Below are 19,452 nucleotides of genomic sequence, written 5' to 3' on the forward strand. Positions count from 1 at the left end.
TAGACTACTTACATAGTCAGATAATAATAATTCAAGCCAAAGTTGAAATAATCATGTAGAAGTAAATTAATATATAGGAGTGTTTTTTCATTATGCTAACTATGGAAGATATTATTAGGGATGGACATCCTACATTACGCCTAGTGGCAGCGGATGTGCCATTGCCCGCTTCAGATGAGGACAAACAAATACTGGCTAGTTTAATGGAGTTTGTTCAAAATAGTCAAAATCCTGAAATTGCTGCAAAATATGGTCTTCGTCCCGGCATTGGACTTGCAGCACCTCAAATAAACGTTTCAAAAAAGATGATTGCGATTCATGTTCGAGATGAAAAAGGCGAACTGTACAGCTACGCTCTCTTTAACCCAAAAATTATTAGTCATTCCGTGGAGCAATCCTATCTATCTTCCGGAGAGGGCTGTCTTTCCGTCGATGAATCTATTCCCGGTTTCGTGCCCAGATATGCAAGAATTACAGTTAAAGCCACAGATCTAGACGGAAATGATCTTAAATTACGGTTAAAAGGATTACCAGCTATCGTGTTCCAACATGAAATTGACCACCTTCACGGAGTAATGTTTTATGATCACATTAATAAACAAGATCCGCACCATCGTCCAGATAATTCAATTGAAATTGAAAGATAAATAATTAAACAGGGTAGCCATACCACCGGATTGGCTACCCTAAATTAATTCTAAGACTGCTTATTTAATTAGTCCCAATTCCTTTAATCCATACCATATTCCGTCTTGATCGACATCTTTTGTGATAAAATCTGCCTGTTGCTTTAATTCATTTACGGAATTTCCCATTGCAACCCCAGTTCCAACCGCACTCAGCATTTCCATATCATTAAGTCCATCACCAAAGGCATAGACATCTTCCAATTTGAAACCAATTCGCTCTACCATCCTTTTAACCCCTTCTGCCTTCGATCCTCCCTTTGGGATAACATCAACTGAATACGGATGCCAGCGTACAAAATTAAAATGTGGGTAATTCCCTTGATAGAGATCTTCATGTTCCTCTTCAACAAACAGCAGCGCTTGTAGAATTTCTCGATTATGATAGAACGATTCATCTTGCTCTGGATGGTCCATTTGTAAACTACTCATACTTTTTTCTATATAGTAATGATGAGGAACACTCGCCTTCATCGTTTTTTCATCCATAAACACTAATGGATGATCGTTTTGCTCTGAATGGTTGTGGAGACGTTTTAACTCATCATTATTTAAAGGGTTAGTATAAATTACTTCATTTTCAAATACGACATATTGGCCATTATAAGAGACAAATGAATCTATATCTAACTCTTTTCTTAACGATTCAAACATAAATGGTGCTCTGCCGGTAGCAATCGCAACAAATACTCCATTTTCCTTCAATTGCTGGACAGCCTGCTTTGTTTTAAAAGGCAGCTTTTTTTCATGATCTAATAATGTTCCATCAATATCAAAAAATATAATTTTATTCACTTTTAGCCAATCTCCTTTACGATGTAGATTCTATGTAGGAAAGATTTTTTACATCTTTTAAGTAGTATAATAACACGAAGAACCTTTTTGACAAATTTCTTCATAAACCTTTCTATCGTTTCATATTGGGCAAAAGTTCATTTCCATGTTTATCCATGATAAATTCATACAAATCCAACATATAATAGTAAGAAAGAACTGTGAAATTTACGACATTTTTTTAAACGATCTATATTTACTTTACTTTGGACAAGGATTGTTTAAAATAAGAAGTGAGGAGATGATCCACTATGTTAAAGAAGCTAAGACAAAAGCTTTTAAAACAGTGGAAAGATTTACTTCGTAAAAAATCAATCGCGTGAATTTTTGAGCCCTTCAAACTTGCGAAGGGCTTCTTCCTTGTTGTACAGTGGTAATTAATAAATCTTTTACATAGCTTAACAGCCTATCCAAACCATTCCTTTCGATGAATAATTTGTTAACTTAAGAAAAAACATGAAAAACCTGTTAAACTTATATATAATAAGAAAAAGCTGCAACTTTATATTGAGGACGCATTATTACTTTAACGAAGATGTTAAAGTATCAATTTTTATATAAAAAAGTGAAATTAAGGAGAGAAATAACATGATTTATAAAGTTTATTTTCAAGAATCAAATTTACAGGTACCTGTACGTGAGAAAACAAAAACTCTTTATGTAACAGCTGATTCTGAACGAGATGTACGGAAAAAATTAGCAGATAAGTCATACAATATTGAGTATGTGGAAGCTGTACAAGGTGCATTTTTAGAATATGAACAAAAAAATGAAGACTTTAAAGTATTGGAGATTGGATAATTTATGAAATTTGTAAAAAATGATCAAACAGCCGTGTTTGCCCTCGGTGGTTTAGGGGAAATCGGAAAAAACACCTACGGAGTTCAATTCCAAGATGAAATAATTTTAATTGATGCTGGAATCAAATTCCCTGAAGATGAGTTACTTGGGATTGATTATGTTATTCCAGATTATTCATATTTAATAAAAAATGAAGAAAAAATTAAAGGCTTGTTTATTACCCATGGTCACGAAGACCATATTGGCGGTATTCCATATCTCCTTCGTGAAATTAACATTCCAATCTACGGCGGCAAACTTGCCCTTGGATTGATTCGAAATAAACTTGAAGAGCACGGTTTATTAAGAAATGCTAAGCTGTATGAAATTAAAGAAGAAGACATCATTAAATTCCGAAAGACATCTGTTTCCTTTTTCCGAACCACACACAGTATTCCTGATTCCTACGGTATAGTTGTAAAAACTCCGCCTGGACAAGTCGTTCACACTGGAGACTTTAAATTTGATTTTACCCCTGTAGGCGAGCCAGCAAACTTAACGAAGATGGCTGAAATCGGTAAAGAGGGAGTTCTCTGTCTTTTATCAGATAGTACAAACAGTGAAATTCCACACTTTACAATGTCTGAGCGTCGCGTAGGTGAAAGTATCCACGATATTTTCCGTAAAGTTGACGGAAGAATTATTTTTGCAACATTTGCTTCCAATATCCACCGACTTCAACAGGTAACTGAAGCGGCAGTTTTAAATGGCCGAAAAATTGCTGTGTTTGGGAGAAGTATGGAAGCTGCAATTGAAATTGGGTTGGACTTAGGCTATATTCGTGCACCAAAAGATACGTTTATTGATGCCCAATCCATCAACCGCATGCCTGCTAATAAAGTAACGATTTTATGTACAGGAAGCCAAGGTGAGCCAATGGCAGCACTTTCCCGTATTGCCAATGGAACTCATCGTCAAATTCAAATCATCCCTGGGGACACGGTTGTTTTCTCTTCGTCACCTATTCCAGGTAATACAATTAGTGTCTCAAGAACGATCAATATGCTTTTCAAAGCTGGTGCAGAAGTAATTCATGGTCCTCTCAGTGATATTCACACCTCTGGACATGGCGGACAAGAGGAACAGAAATTAATGCTCCGATTAATTAAGCCAAAATATTTCATGCCTATTCATGGTGAATACCGGATGCAAAGAATGCACGTAAAATTAGCTGTAGACTGCGGTGTACCTGAAGAAAATTGCTTCATTATGGATAATGGTGAAGTATTAGCTTTAGGAGAAAACATTGCACAAGTAGCCGGTAAAATCCCTTCTGGTAATGTTTATATTGATGGTAGCGGAATTGGGGATATTGGTAATATTGTTCTACGCGATCGACGGATCTTGTCTGAAGAAGGGTTAGTTATTGTTGTTGTCAGCATCAATATGAAGGACTTTAAGATTGCGGCAGGGCCAGATTTAATATCCCGCGGTTTCGTGTATATGAGAGAATCAAGTGATCTAATCAATGATGCACAAGTTTTAATTACTAAGCATTTAAATAAAGTAATGGAACGCAAAACGACACAATGGTCAGAAATTAAGAATGAAATAACAGACACACTTGCTCCATTCCTTTATGAGAAAACAAAACGCCGTCCAATGATTTTACCGATTATCATGGAAGTGTAATATGAAAAGCCGGGCATTTGCCCGGCTTTCCTTATGTATTTAATGCATTGCTTTTTTCTCGAAACGATTAATATCTACATCTGCTCCTATAACGATAAGGACATCACCCGTTTGAATGACTTCATTTGCTTGAGGAGAGACAATTATATTATTTCCTCTTTTAATCGCAACGATGGTAATCCCATACTCTGCCCGAATATCTAAGTCTATAATCGAGTGACCGTTTAACTTATGATTTGCTATTATCTCAACAATACTATGTTCCTCTGATAGCTCCAGATAATCAAGAACATTGTTGGATGCGATATGATTGGCAATCCGTCTTCCCATATCTCTTTCAGGATGGACAACATGATTTGCCCCTATTTTCCGTAATACCTTTTCATGATAATCATCTTGTGCCTTTACAGTAATATTCGTTACTCCGAGTTCAATTAACATTAGCGTTGTTAATATACTTGATTTAATATCATTTCCAATTGCAACAATGACGTGATCAAAATTTCTTATTCCTAAACTTTTTAAGACTTGTTCATCCGTACAATCTCCTACGACAGCATGAGATGCAATTGTTGAAAATTCATTTACTAAATCCTCATCATTATCAATTGCCAATACTTCCATTCCTTGTTCTGCAAGGGCACGGCATATACTTCCTCCGAAACGTCCTAATCCGATAACAGCAAACTCTTTTTTCACAATTATGTCCTCCAAGTAACACTATTCTATGTTTCACTTTTTTCTTATTTTAGCACAGAATTGGAAGAATAAAAAAAGGCTGACTAAAAATAAGTCAACCTTTCTGGTAAGTATTTAAAATTAGAAATTATAGAGTAGCTTGTCCTGGACGCCAGTTAGCTGGGCAAAGACCGCCAGTTTGTAATGCTTGAAGAACACGTAATGTTTCATCTACATCACGGCCGATATTGTTGTGGTGAACTACTGCATACATTAATTCGCCTTCTGGGCTGATAATGAATAAGCCGCGTAGTGCGATACCTTCTTCTTCGATAAGGACACCGTATTCACGTGAAACAACATGATTAGTATCTGCAGCTAATGAATATCTAAGATCTCCAAGGCCGTTTTCTTTACGGTCAGTTTTAATCCATGCAAGGTGAGTATGGATGGTATCAGTTGATACACCAATTACTTCAGCATCAAGGTCTTCAAACTCATCGTAGCGGTCAGAAACAGCAACGATTTCTGTTGGGCATACAAAAGTGAAGTCCATTGGATAGAAGAAAAGAACTGTCCACTTATCATTTTTCATGTTTTCTTCTAAGCTTACTTTTCCAAATTCTTTGTTAGGTAATACTGCATCCATTTCAAAACGAGGTGCTTGTTTTCCTACTAAACGTTCTGCCATTATTAATCCCTCCGATTTTAATTTAAATGAAGATTGAATCCTCATGGATTTCCTTAGCACATTTTTAATTATAGGTTGTTTCTATTTTTTAGTCAATATTAAATTATAATTAATTTAAAAAAGGATTAATTATCATCAAACTATGAAGAGCGCCTTTAATGTTTTATCCACTTAAAAGAATTATTAAACAAAATTAGACAGAAAAAAAAGAGGATTCAAACAAATTTACTAGTATATTTTACCACGCAAATTTGCCAAATCCAAATGATAAGCCTTGTCTTATCAACGATTTCCTTTATATTGAATGTACTTTATTATTCCATTTATCCCCTTTTCGATGGCAGCTTCATTAGGAAGTAACCTTGAATGGTGCAAGCCAAAATCTGATTCGACTCCCAACCAAAACATGAATCCAGGAATCTCCTTCAGCATATACCCAAAATCTTCCCCGGTCATCGCTTCCTTACACTCTACAACGGTCAAATCAGAGTGTTTTTCCATATACTCCATAAACTCTTCGGTTAATTCATGCTGGTTATACACTTGGTGATACATGGCTCCAAAATCGATATCGGCTTCACACTGAAAGCCAGTTGAAATTCCATTAACAACTGCCTGAACCCGTTCTTTTACTTTAACCATCGATTCTTCAGACAGGGTTCGAATCGTCCCTTCTAGGCGTGCTGTTTCAGCGATAATATTTTGGACAGTTCCCCCGGCAATCTTCCCAATCGTAATCACTGCACTATCTAGGGGATCCACATTTCTAGCAACAATCGTTTGAAGCTGGGTTACTAACGAGCATGCGGCCACTACCATATCGTTTGTATGATGCGGATAGGCAGCATGTCCACCTTTACCTTTTAAATCAATAAATAATTCAGAGGTATTAGCAAAAAGCAAACCAGGTTTAATGGCAATTGTTCCAACAGGGTATTCAGGTGCGATATGAAGTGCAAATATCAAATCTGGGTGCCATCCACTAAGACAATCTGAATTTAACATCGGTTCAGCACCGCCTGGTCCCTCTTCTGCCGGCTGGAAGATAAATACTAGATGATCATCTATTGGATTTTCAACGAAATAGGTAAGTACCCCTAAAGCAATACTCATATGAAAATCATGCCCGCATGCGTGCATATTCCCCAGGTGCTGAGACTTAAACTCGAGGTCAGTTTCTTCTGTAATCGGCAGCCCATCAATGTCGGTCCGATAAGCGATGGTTTGCGATGGCGCTCTCCCTTGAATTTTAACGACTAAACCCGTTTCCCATGTTCTTATTTCAAGTCTGTCCTGTGGTAAACCGTGTAAGTAATTAAGTAAGTATCCCTGCGTTTTAAACTCTTGAAATCCCAGTTCAGGTATTTGATGCAGGTCTCTCCTAATTTGCACAAAAGGGTATAATGACATCGTATTGGTCTCCTCTCTAAAGAAAGCGCGGATCTGGGACCCACGCTTTTTGCTCCTACCATTTTACAATTGACGAAGCTCCATCATTATTTCAGTTTTAGATTTTGTTTTATCATCAATTTTCTTGATGAAACGAGCAGGTGCTCCAGCAACAACTGTATACGGTTCAACATCAGCCGTTACAATTGCACCAGCAGCAACTACTGAACCTTCCCCGATACGAACACCTTCTAATACAACGGCATTTGCTCCAATTAGTACATTATCCTCTAAAATAACCGGAGTCGCTGAAGGGGGCTCGATAACGCCTGCAAGTACTGCTCCTGCGCCAACGTGGCAGTTCTTTCCTACTGTAGCACGCCCACCTAAAACAGCGTTCATATCAATCATTGTGCCTTCTCCAATGACAGAACCAATATTAATAACGGCTCCCATCATAATGACAGCATTGTCACCGATTTCGACATGTTCACGAATTAATGCCCCTGGCTCAATACGAGCTTTAATATTTTTCATATTCAGTAGGGGAATAGCAGAATTTCGACGATCATTCTCAACAACAAAATCTTCGATTTGTGCTTGATGCGCTTCTAAAATTGGATTGATTTCACTCCACTCACCAAACACAACTCCAGAATTACCATTAATAAATGTTTTAGAATTTGCACCAAAATCTATTCCAGTTAGGTCCCCTTTAACATAAACCTTTACAGGGGTAGCTTTTTTACTGTTTTGAATAAATGAGATAATTTCATTTGCATCCATCATTTTCATGGAAAGTTCCTCCTTTATGTACATATACAAACAATTTATCAGACAACTGTTTTTAAGACAAGAAAAACACTACTCGACATCTTCGGAAATATGTTCTTGAATCAACTCTACAAAAGCTTGTACTTGTTTAAGCTGAAAAGCTGATTCATAACCTAGGAGCCAAGTATCCCTTTTAATCGGCTTCCCATTTTCATCCATTAGGGGTATCTTAAATATATTCTTCTCTGTACCATTTAAGGTTATGCCCGGTAGGATCGCATAGCCAATCCCATTTAAAGTCATTTGCTTACAAGTTTCAATTTGATCAACGACGATCGTTCTTCTTGGAAGGGTTTGAAATTTCCGGTGTAGCCAATTGTGGATCTCCTGATAATAGTTTGAATCACTTTTGAATTGGATAAACGGGCGATCCGTTTCTAACACTTGTTCGAGCCGATTGATTTCAGTATCAACTAAATAAAGATTATCCTCAAACAAATGGACCTTTACACCTTTCCAATCAGGTGTCCCACGGATAATGCCTATATGGGCTTGGTCTTCATACATCGATTTTAATATTTCACTGCTCCAGCCGGTTATTAATGATATTTTAGCCTGAGGATAGCGATTTACAAATTTCTTTAACACGATTGGAAGCCAGTTTTGACCAACGATAGAAGCAACTGCAATTTTCAAAGTACCATGAACTTGTGAATTCATTGCATGGATGGATTCCCGCACTTTTTCTTCTTTATCCAAAACATCGTTGACAAATTTGATAACTGTTTCCCCTGCTGGTGTTAAGGTTAATCCTTTTTGAGAGCGTACAAATAATTTTGTTCCCCATTCCTTTTCAATGGTTTGCAACCGCTGTGATAAAGCCGGCTGCGAAACAAATAAACGCTCTGCAGCCCTTCTCATATTCATTTCTTGGGCTAAAACTGACAGAAAATGAAATTCTGATAAAGAGGACACTCGTATACTCCTTTAATGATTAATTTTATGGATCGTTATTTGGCACTAGCTGACTTTTTGGGTAAAAACATCATAAATATTAAGCTTAGAATCGCAATTATAAATACAACAAAATAGACAGTATGCAGCGATAATGTTAATCCCTCCTGCAAAAGCAGCTTTACGTTTTCAGCCAAACGATCTCGTTCATTTTCATTTAATAGACTATTAATTGAATCAACTGTTAACTTTTCGGTTTCTTGTTGAGCTTGTAAAAAATGAAACAATTGACTATTTAAGATTCCGCCGAGCAATGCTGCACCAACAGTATTTCCTAGGTTTCTCATAAACATATTCGCGGCTGTAGCAATACCTCGTTGTTCCCAACTAACAGTGCTTTGAATAGAGACGATGAAAGCGGTGCTTGTTAAACCCATTCCAACCCCTATAAAAAATGACCCCGCCGCTGCCCATATTGGACCCAGCTCCGGTTTTAACATAATAAACATTGCACTGCCGAGAATTAACGAGATACCACCAATAATGGACGTATTCCTAAATCCGTATTTAATAATCAATCTTCCTGAAATAGTGGATGCAATCGGCCAGCCGATTGACATCGTTGTAAGAGTGAATCCTGCGATAATCGGAGACTGCTCCATCACTCCTTGCACAAAAGCGGGGAGAAAACTTGAAATCCCAATTAGCATAATCCCTGTACTTAAAGAAGCCATATTCGCGATAAAGATAGAACGTTCTTTCCAAATAGCAAATGGCATCACAGGCTCAGGAGCACGTTTTTCTTGCCATATAAATAAAGCAAAGGACAGCAAACCGAGAAAGAGAAGTCCAGCTACCTTAGTTGATAACCAATTCCAATTGGTTCCTCCTTGCACCAGTACAACCATTACAGAGCTAATCGCTACTGATATTAGAATTGCACCGATATAGTCGATCTCTCGCTTCTTTTTCTCAATCGATTCATGAAGAAACAGCCATAATACAATCATCGATAAAAGTCCGAGCGGTACATTGATCCAAAATACGAATCGCCAGCTTACAAATTGTACAAGGAAGCCTCCTAGCGCCGGGCCCATAATCGCCGAAATTCCCCAAACACTCGCCAGATATCCTTGAATCTTTGCCCTTTCTTCCGTTGTATAAATATCTCCAACGATTGTTGTAGCAATAGGGGTAACAGCTCCTGCCCCAAAGCCTTGAATAAAGCGATAGATAATGAGCATTTCCATAGTATCAGCGAAGCCACAAAGAATGGATCCAATTAAGAAGAAGGTAATCCCAAAAAGTAGAATCGGTTTTCGACCAAAAAGATCTGCTAATTTCCCATAAATGAGGACTGTCACAGAATTCATTAGCAAATAGGCAGAAAAGACCCAACTATATAGCGTAAATCCACCAAGTTCGGCTACGATGTCGGGCATTGCTGTTGATACAATCGTCGCTTCAATTGCCCCCATAAACATTGCCAGCATGATAGCAGCTAATACAAATGGACGTTTCGTTTGTTTACTTCCTTTTTGTTTTGGCAAATGCTTTTTATAAACATCTTCCATTGCTCCACCTCGACTCACAAATTCCCCACCGAAAAAACAAGCTCCAACAATTTAGGAGCTTTAAGTTTAAATTACCTGTTATTTAACTGTATGTAATTTTTTTAATATCGCTCGTCTTGTCAGGATTCCTTCAAAAACCCCATCCTTATCTTCAACACATAAAAATGGATGATCGACTAATAGTGAAATACTTGCCTGTAAACTTGACTCAGTCGTTAATCTCGGAATATCTACTACCATTACCTCTTCAACACGTTTATTTTCCAACGTTTCAAATTCTATTCTTTCTAGGCCCAAGATCGATTCCATAATGATCGGAGTGCTAATTAAACCATGCAACTTATAAGCAGGATCTAAAACAGGAATAGCGGAATATCCACTTTTGGTTAACACTAAAAGAGCATGTTCTAAATTATTTCCGATTTGTACATGAGCCACACGTTCAGAAGGTATTAAAAGATTCTTGATTGTTAGCTCTGAAAACTCATCCCCATGAAGTTTGATCATTTCCGAAAATCTCCTCATCTTTGATTTGAATCCTTCTCATTTTACCATAGATTTCCGGATTTTTCCCTGTGAGAAAGTCGAAAAGCTGATAGAAAAGCGGAAGCGCCCGGGTAGCGCACGACAGGACTGGAGCACATCGACTGAGATAAAGGAAACACGAAGAGCGAAAGCGATTCGATGTTGACTTATCGTAGGGAGGTGGGCGAAGTCCACTAGGCGCTGGGCGATGGAGCTAGACACTCATTTATTTTTACAACTTTTTTTATTTGATAAAATAGGAAAAGGAACCTTCTCGGTCCCTTTTCTTTTTACTGAATTAAATCAAAAATTTCAATGGCAATCATATCAATGTTATCAAACTGATAGCGCTTTGGTTTTTCCTTCTCATTGTATATTTCAAGTTCAAAGGTTGATGATTTTGGATTGTATGTAACCTGACATTTTCTCTCGCCATTTACCTCAAAAAAGCGTTGCGCTGGTTCACCTCCATTTGCCTGTTCATGGAGGTTCTTCAACCTAGTTAATATACCTTGAAGCTGTGACATGCTCCCTCTCCTTTCGACGAAAACATACATTTACTATAGTTTTCTCATCTGACATGATTCTATCCAAATGGATTGAATTCAGAAAATTCTCTCCATTTTTCTTTACATGCCAACATTAACAGAATAAAATAATGAGAGACATAGTACAAGTAAAAGGTTGCAAAGGAAGTGATTTTTTGTCAAAACCCCAACAATTAGCAGAAAAACTTTTCTTAATTGATGACTTCGATTTAAACTGGCATGAAAGAACAGGTACCTACGTGTTAGTCGAAGAAGAATTAACGATTATTGAAACATCAGCAAGTCCATCTATTCCTTATTTACTTCAAGGGTTAAAGGATTTACAGCTTGCTCCAGAAGATATTAAGTACATTATTGTTACCCATATTCATTTAGATCACGCTGGAGGAGCAGGACTTTTGCTTCAACACTGTCCTAATGCAACTGTCGTTGTACATCCTAAAGGGGCGAGACACCTTGCTGATCCTTCCCGCTTAATTGCTGGCGCGCAAGCGGTTTATGGGGAAAAGTTTTCTGAGCTCTTTGACCCAATCCTTCCGATTCCAACCGATCGACTCATCGTAATGAATGATCAAGACCAATTAAAAATTGGTCCGAACTGTTCATTAACTTTTTTCGATTCACCTGGACACGCTAATCACCATTTCAGTATATATTATCCTTCCGGCAACGGAATATTTACCGGTGACACGGCGGGAGTATTTTATCCACAGCTAAAACGTGATGGCGTTGAATTATATTTACCATCAACATCCCCTAATCAATTTGATCCAGAAAAAATGCGGGAATCTCTATTAAAATTTGAAGAAATGAACTTGGATCGTATTTATTTTGGTCATTATGGAATGTCAACACGTCCAAATGAAGTTTACAGCCAAGTTAGGATGTGGTTAAATATTTTCGTGGAAGCTGCAGAGCAAGCTTATCAACAACACACAAAGTTTGAGACCCGCGTTGAAGCAACCATCCAAAAAATTCTTGCGCAAGTATCCGATTATATTCAAACAAAAGGAATCGCAGAAGATCACCCTGCTTATGAAGTGATTAAACTGGATATTGATATTTGCTCAAAGGGTCTAATTGACTTTCTCGACAGAAAATCAAGAAACTAATTTAATGGATATTTGGAGGAAACTTTTTGAAAGAAATTATTTTGTACTCCCAACCGGAGTGTCCGCCTTGTGAAATAGTAAAAAAATTTCTAAAGGAATACGGATTTGCTTATTTAGAAAAAAATATTAAAACAGATAAAAAAGCTCGTAATGATCTTATCAACAAATATCAATCCTATTCTACCCCAACCATCGTGATCGATGAACAGGTAATCCGCGGGTTTGATATAAAAGCATTAATGGAAGCCCTTAATATTAAAGAATAAATGTAGCTGACTCAAGTTTGAGTCAGCTTTTTGTTTACCTTTTTACACTGTTCCTCACTATAAACATACATAAGTTTATAAAAAAATGAAAAAATACTTTAAGTAAGCTTAAATCAAATACGAAAGAAGGATGACAGACGATGACAGTAGGAACTCAAGTTAAAACTGCTATTGCTAGTTTAAAAAGCGTTCAAGCAAGCCTAGAAACATTTGCATTAGGAACAGAAGATAAAAACGCCAAGCACCTTTACCAAAATGCAGCAAAGCAAACTCAATCCATTATTGACAGTATTGAACCTAGATTAGCGCAAATCGAGCAGGAAGAACCGCAATATAAGCAATGAGATGTTCATATGGTTGGCTTTTGCCAACCTTCATTTTTATTTTTAGGAAATGAGGTGACAAAAGGTGCAAAATTTTCCAGAGTGGACTCTTATTATCTTTCGGTCATTTTTATATATCCTTATTTTAATCTTTATAACAAGAATGCTAGGGAAAAAACAAATTTCAGAAATTACTTTTTTTGAGTATATTTCAGGGATTACCATTGGTAGTATTGCTGGTGAAGTAATCATGGGTTTGGATCGAAATATAATGCACGGTGTTCTTGCTATCTTAGTGTTCGGTGCTATCACTTATTTGGTAGATTACATTACCTTAAAAAGCAAAAAATTCAGGGATATGGTTGAAGGCAAAAGTAGCCCGTTAATAAAAGATGGAAAGATATTGGAGGATAATTTAAAAAAGGAGAAGTACACATTAGATGATTTGCAATCCCTACTTCGAGGAAAAAATGTTTTTAATACTGCCGAGGTAGAATTTGCTGTTCTTGAACCAAATGGAGATTTAAGTGTACTTCTTAAAAAGGAATATCGCCCCCTTACGCCAAAGGATCTAAATCTAAATGTAGCAAATGATAAAGAGCCGCAAACGGTTATTATGGACGGACAAATTCTTGATAATGCACTATCGTCTACCGGTAAGGATCGCGGCTGGCTTTCTATCGAATTAGCAAAGCAAGGCGTTACATTAGATAATGTATTTTGCGGACAAGTCAATTCCTATGGGGATTTAACCATCGATATTTACGATGATAAACTAACGATTCCTGCACCACAGGAACGTCCTATGCTCTTGGCAATGATTAAAAAATGCCAAGCCGATCTCGAAGCTTTTGCGTTAGAAACGGATTCGGAAACAGGAAAACAAATGTATCTAAAAAATGCTGAAAAAATTAAAGGACAGATTGATAAGTTAACACCGTATTTAAAATAAGAAAAACTCCAGGACCAGTCAGATAATTCGACTAGGTACTGGAGCTTGCTTTATTTAAAAAATGAAAAAAGGTCAAGTGGATAATTTATTGTAAACCTTGTAAAAAGAAATTGTGGTAAGCTTTGGCTCTCTGTTTTTCCAAGTGAAGTTCCCTTTTTTGGCGTTTTTTCTAGCTTGATTATTTCATCCGGAACAGTGAAAAGATATTCCACAACTTTTAAATCTCCATTGACTTCCTTTAAAAGAACTCCTTCATAATGGCTTTCATAGCTAACTGGTCCTTCATTATTGCCTGGGAAAAATTCAAATACGTATATTTCATTATCCTTAGAAACTATTTTTGTTTTTGGTGAAAAATGAAAAAACGGAATGTAATAGAGTGCAAAATCTGTTCCGAGTGTAAAATATTTTCCATTATCCTCAACTAGGTTTTCTTCTAAAAACAAATTTATATAGTCTTTAGTAAAATATGGTGACAGCAGCGCGTTTACTTCTTCAAGACTCCGGTCCTTTTCGCTCAAAGCAACTTGAGCATGAAATGCCTCTTTTAAAAAGTCCAAGATGAAATCACGGTTGTAGACCGTTTCATTTGCATATGTATGTGCTGGGAGTAACAGTAGAGAAACAGATAAAAAAAATACTTTCAAAATATTTCTTTTCATTGCTTGCCACCTCCAATTACACTCTATGTCTTCATTGTATCAATTAATATTCCTATTTTACGAAAAATTCGTTCGTTAAATACTTTCATAATTTGACACAAAAAGTCAGAAATACAAAAAAGACCTCAGATGAGGTCCTTTGATATTTTCCAGCATTTTTTAAATTTTATTAGAATCAAAAAACTAATTTGTGATTGACCTGCAAATGGGCCTGTTGATTTCCGCTCCAGGTGCTTCGCTTTCCGCGGGGCGGGCGGTGAGCCTCCTCGTCGCTAACGCTCCTGCGGGGTCTCACCTGTCCCGCTTCTCCCGCAGGAGTCTTCGCACCTTCCGCTCCAATCAACTGTGAGGTTTCAATACAGATCTTCCACTCACCAATAAATAATAAAAATTAAGTACAATATATTAATTTTCCTCTTCTAAATAAAATTCGTCCTTATTATGTGAGGATAATGGCAGCAGAACTATTTATTTTTTAAAAAAAAAATGATGAGGCAAGTGAGCTGCCAAAATATAAAAAAGATTGCAACACACTCAGCAGGGTTAGAAAAAGTGTGTTGCAATCTTTTAGATTGATTTGCCTCCCTGTTGATTGCAGCGGAGGGCACTCGACTCCTGCGGGAAAGAGAGGTCACTGGAGACCCCGCAGGCGCTCCAAGCGCCGAGGAGGCTCCAGGAGCTCCCCGCGGAAAGCGAGTGCCCGGAGCGGAAATCAACAGGCCATTAGCAGGTTATTAAGATTTAATCGGTATATTTAATTTAGACAAAATAAAAAATTGCCGAGAAAAAGCCTTTTCTCGACAATCTGAAATCCTCATTGAGGTCTTTACCAATTATTTGTTCCTGCAAAGTAGACAATGATTAAAATTATCAAGACAAAAAAGATGGCATATGTTAAAAAAACGGGATTTCTTATATAAGCATGCTCTTGAACGGAATGGGGGATCTTTGTATCCAGCTCACCCTTCAAAGCCTTCTGACCTCTGGCTAGTATCATTGTGTATATTAGTGACAAAGCCAGAATCGCCATTGCCAACCCCAATAATAAATTTATTAACGAACTCATGCAAGACTCACTCCTTTAAATTTAAAGTTCCGCGTTGCATGGTTTTTTATTCATTTTGTCCTAGTTATAGCAATCCATCATGCTGATATAAGAAGCTATATGAAAAATCAATAAACAAATAATCATTAGCATTCACAGGATAGGAAAAAGTTCGAATAGTTTCCCCCGTTTCAATATCACTATAAAGATCGGATAAGATTCCCTTTTGTTCATATCTCATCTTTATTATATTTTCGAGAAAATAAGGGCGCCAGCTCCAATTTTTTTGTAAATATTCCCGTTGAATTTTCCATTCTCCACCAGTAAAAAAGAAATTTGGAGTTTTTTGAAATCCGTCCTCATCACAAATATATACGCGAAAAGCGATATCATTCATATGCTTGACTAAAGCCTTCAACAGTTCTTCATAATCAATAATTTTCCGGTATCTTGTTAAATATTCCTGCATCGTAACTTGAAAATTTTCTGTCATGGAGTATAGGGATTCCAATTTTTTCTTTTCACTTACAATGAAGGAATGAAATTCATTTTTCAAACGGTCTTTAAGTATGTCTCGGCCAACAAAATGATCACAAGGTGTGCATAAATAAAAGCCTTGATAATATCGACCGCCATTTTTCCATGCAAATTGAAGTTGAAAAACCATTTCTATATTTTCAAATAACAAGGTGGCACCGATTTTCCTAGCCAATAACGAAAGAGAATACAAAACATCCTGAAAAGCTGGACCAGTTGCCGTAGATCTTAGCGCTTTTAAGTCCACTTTAATAATATCAGGACCCAATTGACCAATACGGTCTAATTGATTATTGTCATTAGCTACATTATCGATGGCAACTTTCATCCCAAATGTTTTGTAATAATTCAATAAATGATCTAAATGATCAAATTCCCCTTTATAGTTGAGCTTTGAAATTTCCAAAACAATCCGGTTCAATGAGATTCCCTTTTCCTCATATTGCTGAAGCATCTGTAAAAACTGTTCCCCGTGATCTTGCATAAGAATATCAGCATCACGATTTATAAAAAGTAACACATCCTTATCAAGATCCACTGCCATATCTAAAGCTTTTGATAACACTGTATTATCAACTTCAAGACGATATTCATCTGGAATTTGATCATCCAGGAAAAACGGTCCTAATGATTCAATTTCTTCATTACCTTTATATCTTCCTAATATTTCGTACCCAATTACACGGTGCTCATCTGCACTGAATATCGGTTGAAAAAAGGGTATAACATTATCTAAATCAGTGATGATATCCAATGCGTCCATTACAAAAACCTCCAAGATCAAACCTTTAATAAATTAAACATCGATGGCAACATAATACCATCATAAATGCTGATTGAAAATCAAAAAATAATGTAGAGCCGGTAAGAAATTGAATAGGAAGAAGGCAAAACAAAATGAAGAAAAACCTTTTTGTAGCGATTCTCTTACCGTTGCTCGGATGCAGTCACCAGTTATCCGCAGAATCGATTCATGAAAAAAATAAACCAAAAATAGACCAAGCAGCCAAAGTACAGCATATGGATGATACTCAAACCACCCCACTCCAAGTGGTAAACCATAAATATTTATTAGATGTTCCATTGATTCGGCAGAATCCGGAATTAAAGTACGGTTGTGAAGTAACAAGTCTGGCGATGGTACTTCAATACGCAGGTGTAAAAACCAATAAAATGGAATTGTTTACAGCCATTAAGAAAGACCCTGACCCGATTCAAAGATCACGCTCTGGCGATATTTTACGTTGGGGAAACCCAGCTGATGGTTTTGTAGGTGATATGACTGGAAGAACAGCTGGCTATGCTGTATTTGACAAACCAATGGAAGTACTGGTTAATCGATATTTACCCGGAAGAGCCGTCAATTTAACGAATCGGACCTTTGAGGAGATATTACAACATATTGCTAAAGGCTTTCCGGTTGTAGTTTGGACAACTGGAGATTTCCGCCTTCCGGACCGTCCAGAGTCTTGGTTGCACGGCAATCAAACCATTACTACTCCACTTGATCTACATGCAGTAGTGTTAGTTGGCTATGATGAACAAAACATATATATTAATGACCCTTTATCAGGAAAAAAACAAAACCCTGTTAATAAACAGCAATTTATCGCTTCTTGGAAGGCGCTGCAATCAAGAGCGATTAGTTATCAATAATTCATTTTTCCTCACTTTATGTGGGGCTTTTTTTTTGCCAAAGAGCAGAAGCTGACACTGTCTGATTGATCTTAAGTAGCTACAATTGAAACACCATTACCAATTTTAGCATGAGAATAGACCCCCCCATCAGTATGAAAAGGGATTTTTAATTCTTTTCTATTCTTTTTAATCCTTTTTTTTGCTAGTATTAAAAAGACTTATGATTTGACGGGAGTATTTAGAATGCCAAAGAAAGTATCGAGAAGGTCCTTCCTTAAAAAATTAATTCAGTTTGCCCTAATCAGTGTTGGTTCAGGTACTGGAATTTATTATTATGCCCGCGACATTGAAACAAAAATGTTAAAAATAACCGAGCAGAAAATTGCTCACCCGCTAATCCCGTCTGGTTTTAATGGATGTAAAATCGTACAATTTAGTGATACACACCTAGGGTTCCAATATACGATTAAACAATTTGAACGGTTAATCGCAAAAATAAATTCGTTATCTCCAGATATTATTCTGTTTACAGGTGATTTAATGGATGAGCCTAATAAATATGAAGAACGAGTGCAGATTTCACCTATTTTAAGTTCGTTATCAGCTCCATTAGGAAAATATTGCATTTATGGAAACCATGACCACGGCGGTTACGGTTCTGAACTATATCACTCCATTATGACACAGTCTGGCTTCCAAGTACTTAAAAATGATTCCGTAACAATAGAATTGAATGACGAGAGCAGCATTCAAATTATCGGAATCGATGATGCAATGCTTGGCAAGCCCAATTTTGACACAACTATGGCCAATGTACCCTCAGATACCTTTAAGATGTTGCTTAGCCATGCACCTGATATAGCCGACCTTGCTCTTAAATATGGTATTGATTGGCAATTAAGTGGTCATAGTCATGGAGGGCAAATTAAAATTCCCTTTGCAGGTGCACTTGTAACTCCACCATATGCTGAGAAATATAACGAAGGGCTTTACCATTTAGAGAATCAAAACCATTCGTTAACACTTTATGTTAATAGAGGAATTGGAACAACAAGACTTCCTTTCCGTTTTTTATCACAGCCCGAATTAACAGTTTTTCAACTCACTTCGGAGGATAAGCTTTCCTAGTTTAATGTTTTTGTTTCTTATCTAAACATAAAAAGGGTATAATAAATTATAATTATTGAAAGGAGATCTTAACATTGAAGCAGGAAAGCGATCGTCCTCAAAAACTGATTCCGACAGTTGAAAACCTCTCACAAGCAATCTTCATTGTCAATCGGCACGCTAAAACCGCTCCAAACCCAAAATATTTGTATAAACTTAAGCATGAAGCTCTAAAGAAAATGCTGCGCGAAGGTAAGGCCAAAAAGGTTGGGCTCCATTTTTCTGCAAACCCAAAGCTAAGCCAGCAGCAATCAGATGTGCTCGTTGTAAGTGGAAATTATTCATTTCATATTCCCCCTTCAAAAGAAGATTTCAGTTCTCTCCCACATTTAGGGAAATTGGATGATCACGTAAAGAATCCTAAAGCAAGACTTCCTCTAACAGCAGCCAAACTTTTATTGCAAACCTATACTGGTATTCGTGAAAACGAAGCTCCTAGTAAACAGAAACCAAAACCACGCCAGCCTCAGTTTAAGCGGCTAGGTGAAAGTTATTTTTAGCTTTCTATCTTAAATCAATTTTCTAATCGAGTAGGAGGGAAATTTAATTCCCGTCCTCTCACACCACCGTACGTACGGTTCTCGTATACGGCGGTTCAATAACTTAAGTATCTACGCTCATATAA

The 19,452-nt window shown here is 37.0% G+C and carries 22 protein-coding genes and 1 pseudogene; 10 read left to right on the plus strand and 13 right to left on the minus strand.

The features are described from left to right. The first annotated feature begins 92 nt into the window (after nucleotides 1-92). Nucleotides 93-647: a peptide deformylase gene (gene def / locus ACI48O_RS21595; RefSeq protein ID WP_435563898.1), complete on the plus strand. Its 555-nt coding sequence runs from the start codon at nucleotides 93-95 to the stop codon at nucleotides 645-647. A gap of 60 nt (nucleotides 648-707) precedes the next feature. On the opposite strand, the gene ACI48O_RS21600 is transcribed toward def, so the two are convergent. Beyond that, complete coding sequence (locus ACI48O_RS21600; protein WP_435563899.1) at nucleotides 708-1,481, minus strand: Cof-type HAD-IIB family hydrolase; 774 nt, start codon at nucleotides 1,479-1,481, stop codon at nucleotides 708-710. Between the two features lie 627 nt (nucleotides 1,482-2,108). Here ACI48O_RS21600 and ACI48O_RS21605 point away from each other — a divergent pair. Together ACI48O_RS21605 and rnjA are read left to right on the plus strand one after the other, a co-directional pair. Next, a complete protein-coding gene (locus ACI48O_RS21605) occupies nucleotides 2,109-2,321 on the plus strand; it encodes a DNA-dependent RNA polymerase subunit epsilon (RefSeq protein ID WP_435563900.1) in 213 nt (70 codons plus the stop codon). 3 nt (nucleotides 2,322-2,324) lie between these two features. Next, nucleotides 2,325-3,992 (plus strand): ribonuclease J1, encoded by a 1,668-nt coding sequence (gene rnjA / locus ACI48O_RS21610; protein WP_435563901.1) that lies wholly within the window; start codon nucleotides 2,325-2,327, stop codon nucleotides 3,990-3,992. 39 nt (nucleotides 3,993-4,031) lie between these two features. Here the strand turns inward: rnjA and ACI48O_RS21615 are convergent, their stop codons facing one another. The 8 genes from ACI48O_RS21615 to ACI48O_RS21650 form a co-directional block, all read right to left on the minus strand. Further along, the gene (locus ACI48O_RS21615; RefSeq protein ID WP_435563902.1) at nucleotides 4,032-4,691 is read right to left on the minus strand and encodes a potassium channel family protein; all 660 of its coding nucleotides are present in this window, start codon (nucleotides 4,689-4,691) and stop codon (nucleotides 4,032-4,034) included. A 127-nt stretch (nucleotides 4,692-4,818) separates the two neighbouring features. After that, the gene (locus ACI48O_RS21620; protein ID WP_435563903.1) at nucleotides 4,819-5,361 is read right to left on the minus strand and encodes a peroxiredoxin; all 543 of its coding nucleotides are present in this window, start codon (nucleotides 5,359-5,361) and stop codon (nucleotides 4,819-4,821) included. A 282-nt stretch (nucleotides 5,362-5,643) separates the two neighbouring features. Further along, nucleotides 5,644-6,771: an N-acetyldiaminopimelate deacetylase gene (locus ACI48O_RS21625; RefSeq protein ID WP_435563904.1), complete on the minus strand. Its 1,128-nt coding sequence runs from the start codon at nucleotides 6,769-6,771 to the stop codon at nucleotides 5,644-5,646. A 63-nt stretch (nucleotides 6,772-6,834) separates the two neighbouring features. Continuing rightward, nucleotides 6,835-7,545, minus strand: a complete 711-nt coding sequence (gene dapD / locus ACI48O_RS21630; protein WP_435563905.1) for a 2,3,4,5-tetrahydropyridine-2,6-dicarboxylate N-acetyltransferase — start codon at nucleotides 7,543-7,545, stop codon at nucleotides 6,835-6,837. A gap of 69 nt (nucleotides 7,546-7,614) precedes the next feature. Further along, a complete protein-coding gene (locus ACI48O_RS21635; RefSeq protein WP_435563906.1) occupies nucleotides 7,615-8,499 on the minus strand; it encodes a LysR family transcriptional regulator in 885 nt (294 codons plus the stop codon). A gap of 35 nt (nucleotides 8,500-8,534) precedes the next feature. Next, nucleotides 8,535-10,052 carry an MDR family MFS transporter gene (locus ACI48O_RS21640; protein WP_435563921.1) on the minus strand — a complete coding sequence of 506 codons (1,518 nt, stop codon included), beginning with the start codon at nucleotides 10,050-10,052 and terminating at the stop codon, nucleotides 8,535-8,537. Between the two features lie 78 nt (nucleotides 10,053-10,130). Further along, on the minus strand, nucleotides 10,131-10,559 hold the full coding sequence (gene cbpB, locus ACI48O_RS21645; protein WP_435563907.1) for a cyclic-di-AMP-binding protein CbpB: 429 nt from the start codon (nucleotides 10,557-10,559) through the stop codon (nucleotides 10,131-10,133). Nucleotides 10,560-10,867: 308 nt separating this feature from the next. Continuing rightward, complete coding sequence (locus ACI48O_RS21650) at nucleotides 10,868-11,104, minus strand: YkuJ family protein (RefSeq protein ID WP_435563908.1); 237 nt, start codon at nucleotides 11,102-11,104, stop codon at nucleotides 10,868-10,870. Nucleotides 11,105-11,280: 176 nt separating this feature from the next. On the opposite strand from ACI48O_RS21650, the gene ACI48O_RS21655 reads away from it, so the two are divergent. From ACI48O_RS21655 to ACI48O_RS21670, 4 genes are all read left to right on the plus strand, one after another. Next, a complete protein-coding gene (locus tag ACI48O_RS21655; RefSeq protein WP_435563909.1) occupies nucleotides 11,281-12,237 on the plus strand; it encodes an MBL fold metallo-hydrolase in 957 nt (318 codons plus the stop codon). Between the two features lie 26 nt (nucleotides 12,238-12,263). Then, the gene (locus tag ACI48O_RS21660) at nucleotides 12,264-12,503 is read left to right on the plus strand and encodes a glutaredoxin family protein (protein WP_435563910.1); all 240 of its coding nucleotides are present in this window, start codon (nucleotides 12,264-12,266) and stop codon (nucleotides 12,501-12,503) included. Between the two features lie 140 nt (nucleotides 12,504-12,643). After that, nucleotides 12,644-12,847 (plus strand): DUF1657 domain-containing protein, encoded by a 204-nt coding sequence (locus ACI48O_RS21665; RefSeq protein ID WP_435563911.1) that lies wholly within the window; start codon nucleotides 12,644-12,646, stop codon nucleotides 12,845-12,847. Nucleotides 12,848-12,911: 64 nt separating this feature from the next. Next, on the plus strand, nucleotides 12,912-13,778 hold the full coding sequence (locus tag ACI48O_RS21670; RefSeq protein ID WP_435563912.1) for a DUF421 domain-containing protein: 867 nt from the start codon (nucleotides 12,912-12,914) through the stop codon (nucleotides 13,776-13,778). A 50-nt stretch (nucleotides 13,779-13,828) separates the two neighbouring features. On the opposite strand, the gene ACI48O_RS21675 is transcribed toward ACI48O_RS21670, so the two are convergent. The 4 genes and pseudogenes from ACI48O_RS21675 to ACI48O_RS21690 all read right to left on the minus strand — a co-directional run bounded on the left by ACI48O_RS21675 (nucleotide 13,829) and on the right by ACI48O_RS21690 (nucleotide 16,785). Further along, nucleotides 13,829-14,440: a DUF3993 domain-containing protein gene (locus tag ACI48O_RS21675; RefSeq protein ID WP_435563913.1), complete on the minus strand. Its 612-nt coding sequence runs from the start codon at nucleotides 14,438-14,440 to the stop codon at nucleotides 13,829-13,831. Between the two features lie 125 nt (nucleotides 14,441-14,565). After that, a pseudogene (locus tag ACI48O_RS21680) lies at nucleotides 14,566-14,772 on the minus strand (hypothetical protein); the annotation flags it as partial. Nucleotides 14,773-15,266: 494 nt separating this feature from the next. Further along, nucleotides 15,267-15,506, minus strand: coding sequence for a hypothetical protein (locus ACI48O_RS21685; protein WP_435563914.1), 240 nt, complete (start codon nucleotides 15,504-15,506; stop codon nucleotides 15,267-15,269). Between the two features lie 64 nt (nucleotides 15,507-15,570). Beyond that, complete coding sequence (locus ACI48O_RS21690; RefSeq protein WP_435563915.1) at nucleotides 15,571-16,785, minus strand: EAL domain-containing protein; 1,215 nt, start codon at nucleotides 16,783-16,785, stop codon at nucleotides 15,571-15,573. A gap of 134 nt (nucleotides 16,786-16,919) precedes the next feature. On the opposite strand from ACI48O_RS21690, the gene ACI48O_RS21695 reads away from it, so the two are divergent. From ACI48O_RS21695 to ACI48O_RS21705, 3 genes are all read left to right on the plus strand, one after another. Next, nucleotides 16,920-17,678, plus strand: coding sequence for a C39 family peptidase (locus tag ACI48O_RS21695; protein WP_435563916.1), 759 nt, complete (start codon nucleotides 16,920-16,922; stop codon nucleotides 17,676-17,678). Nucleotides 17,679-17,903: 225 nt separating this feature from the next. After that, on the plus strand, nucleotides 17,904-18,788 hold the full coding sequence (locus ACI48O_RS21700; RefSeq protein ID WP_435563917.1) for a metallophosphoesterase: 885 nt from the start codon (nucleotides 17,904-17,906) through the stop codon (nucleotides 18,786-18,788). Between the two features lie 74 nt (nucleotides 18,789-18,862). Next, nucleotides 18,863-19,327: a YkyB family protein gene (locus ACI48O_RS21705; protein ID WP_435563918.1), complete on the plus strand. Its 465-nt coding sequence runs from the start codon at nucleotides 18,863-18,865 to the stop codon at nucleotides 19,325-19,327. Nucleotides 19,328-19,452 lie beyond the last annotated feature (125 nt).

The sequence above is a fragment of the Neobacillus terrisolis genome, from assembly GCF_051233475.1.
GTDB lineage: Bacteria > Bacillota > Bacilli > Bacillales > Cytobacillaceae > Bacillus_BU.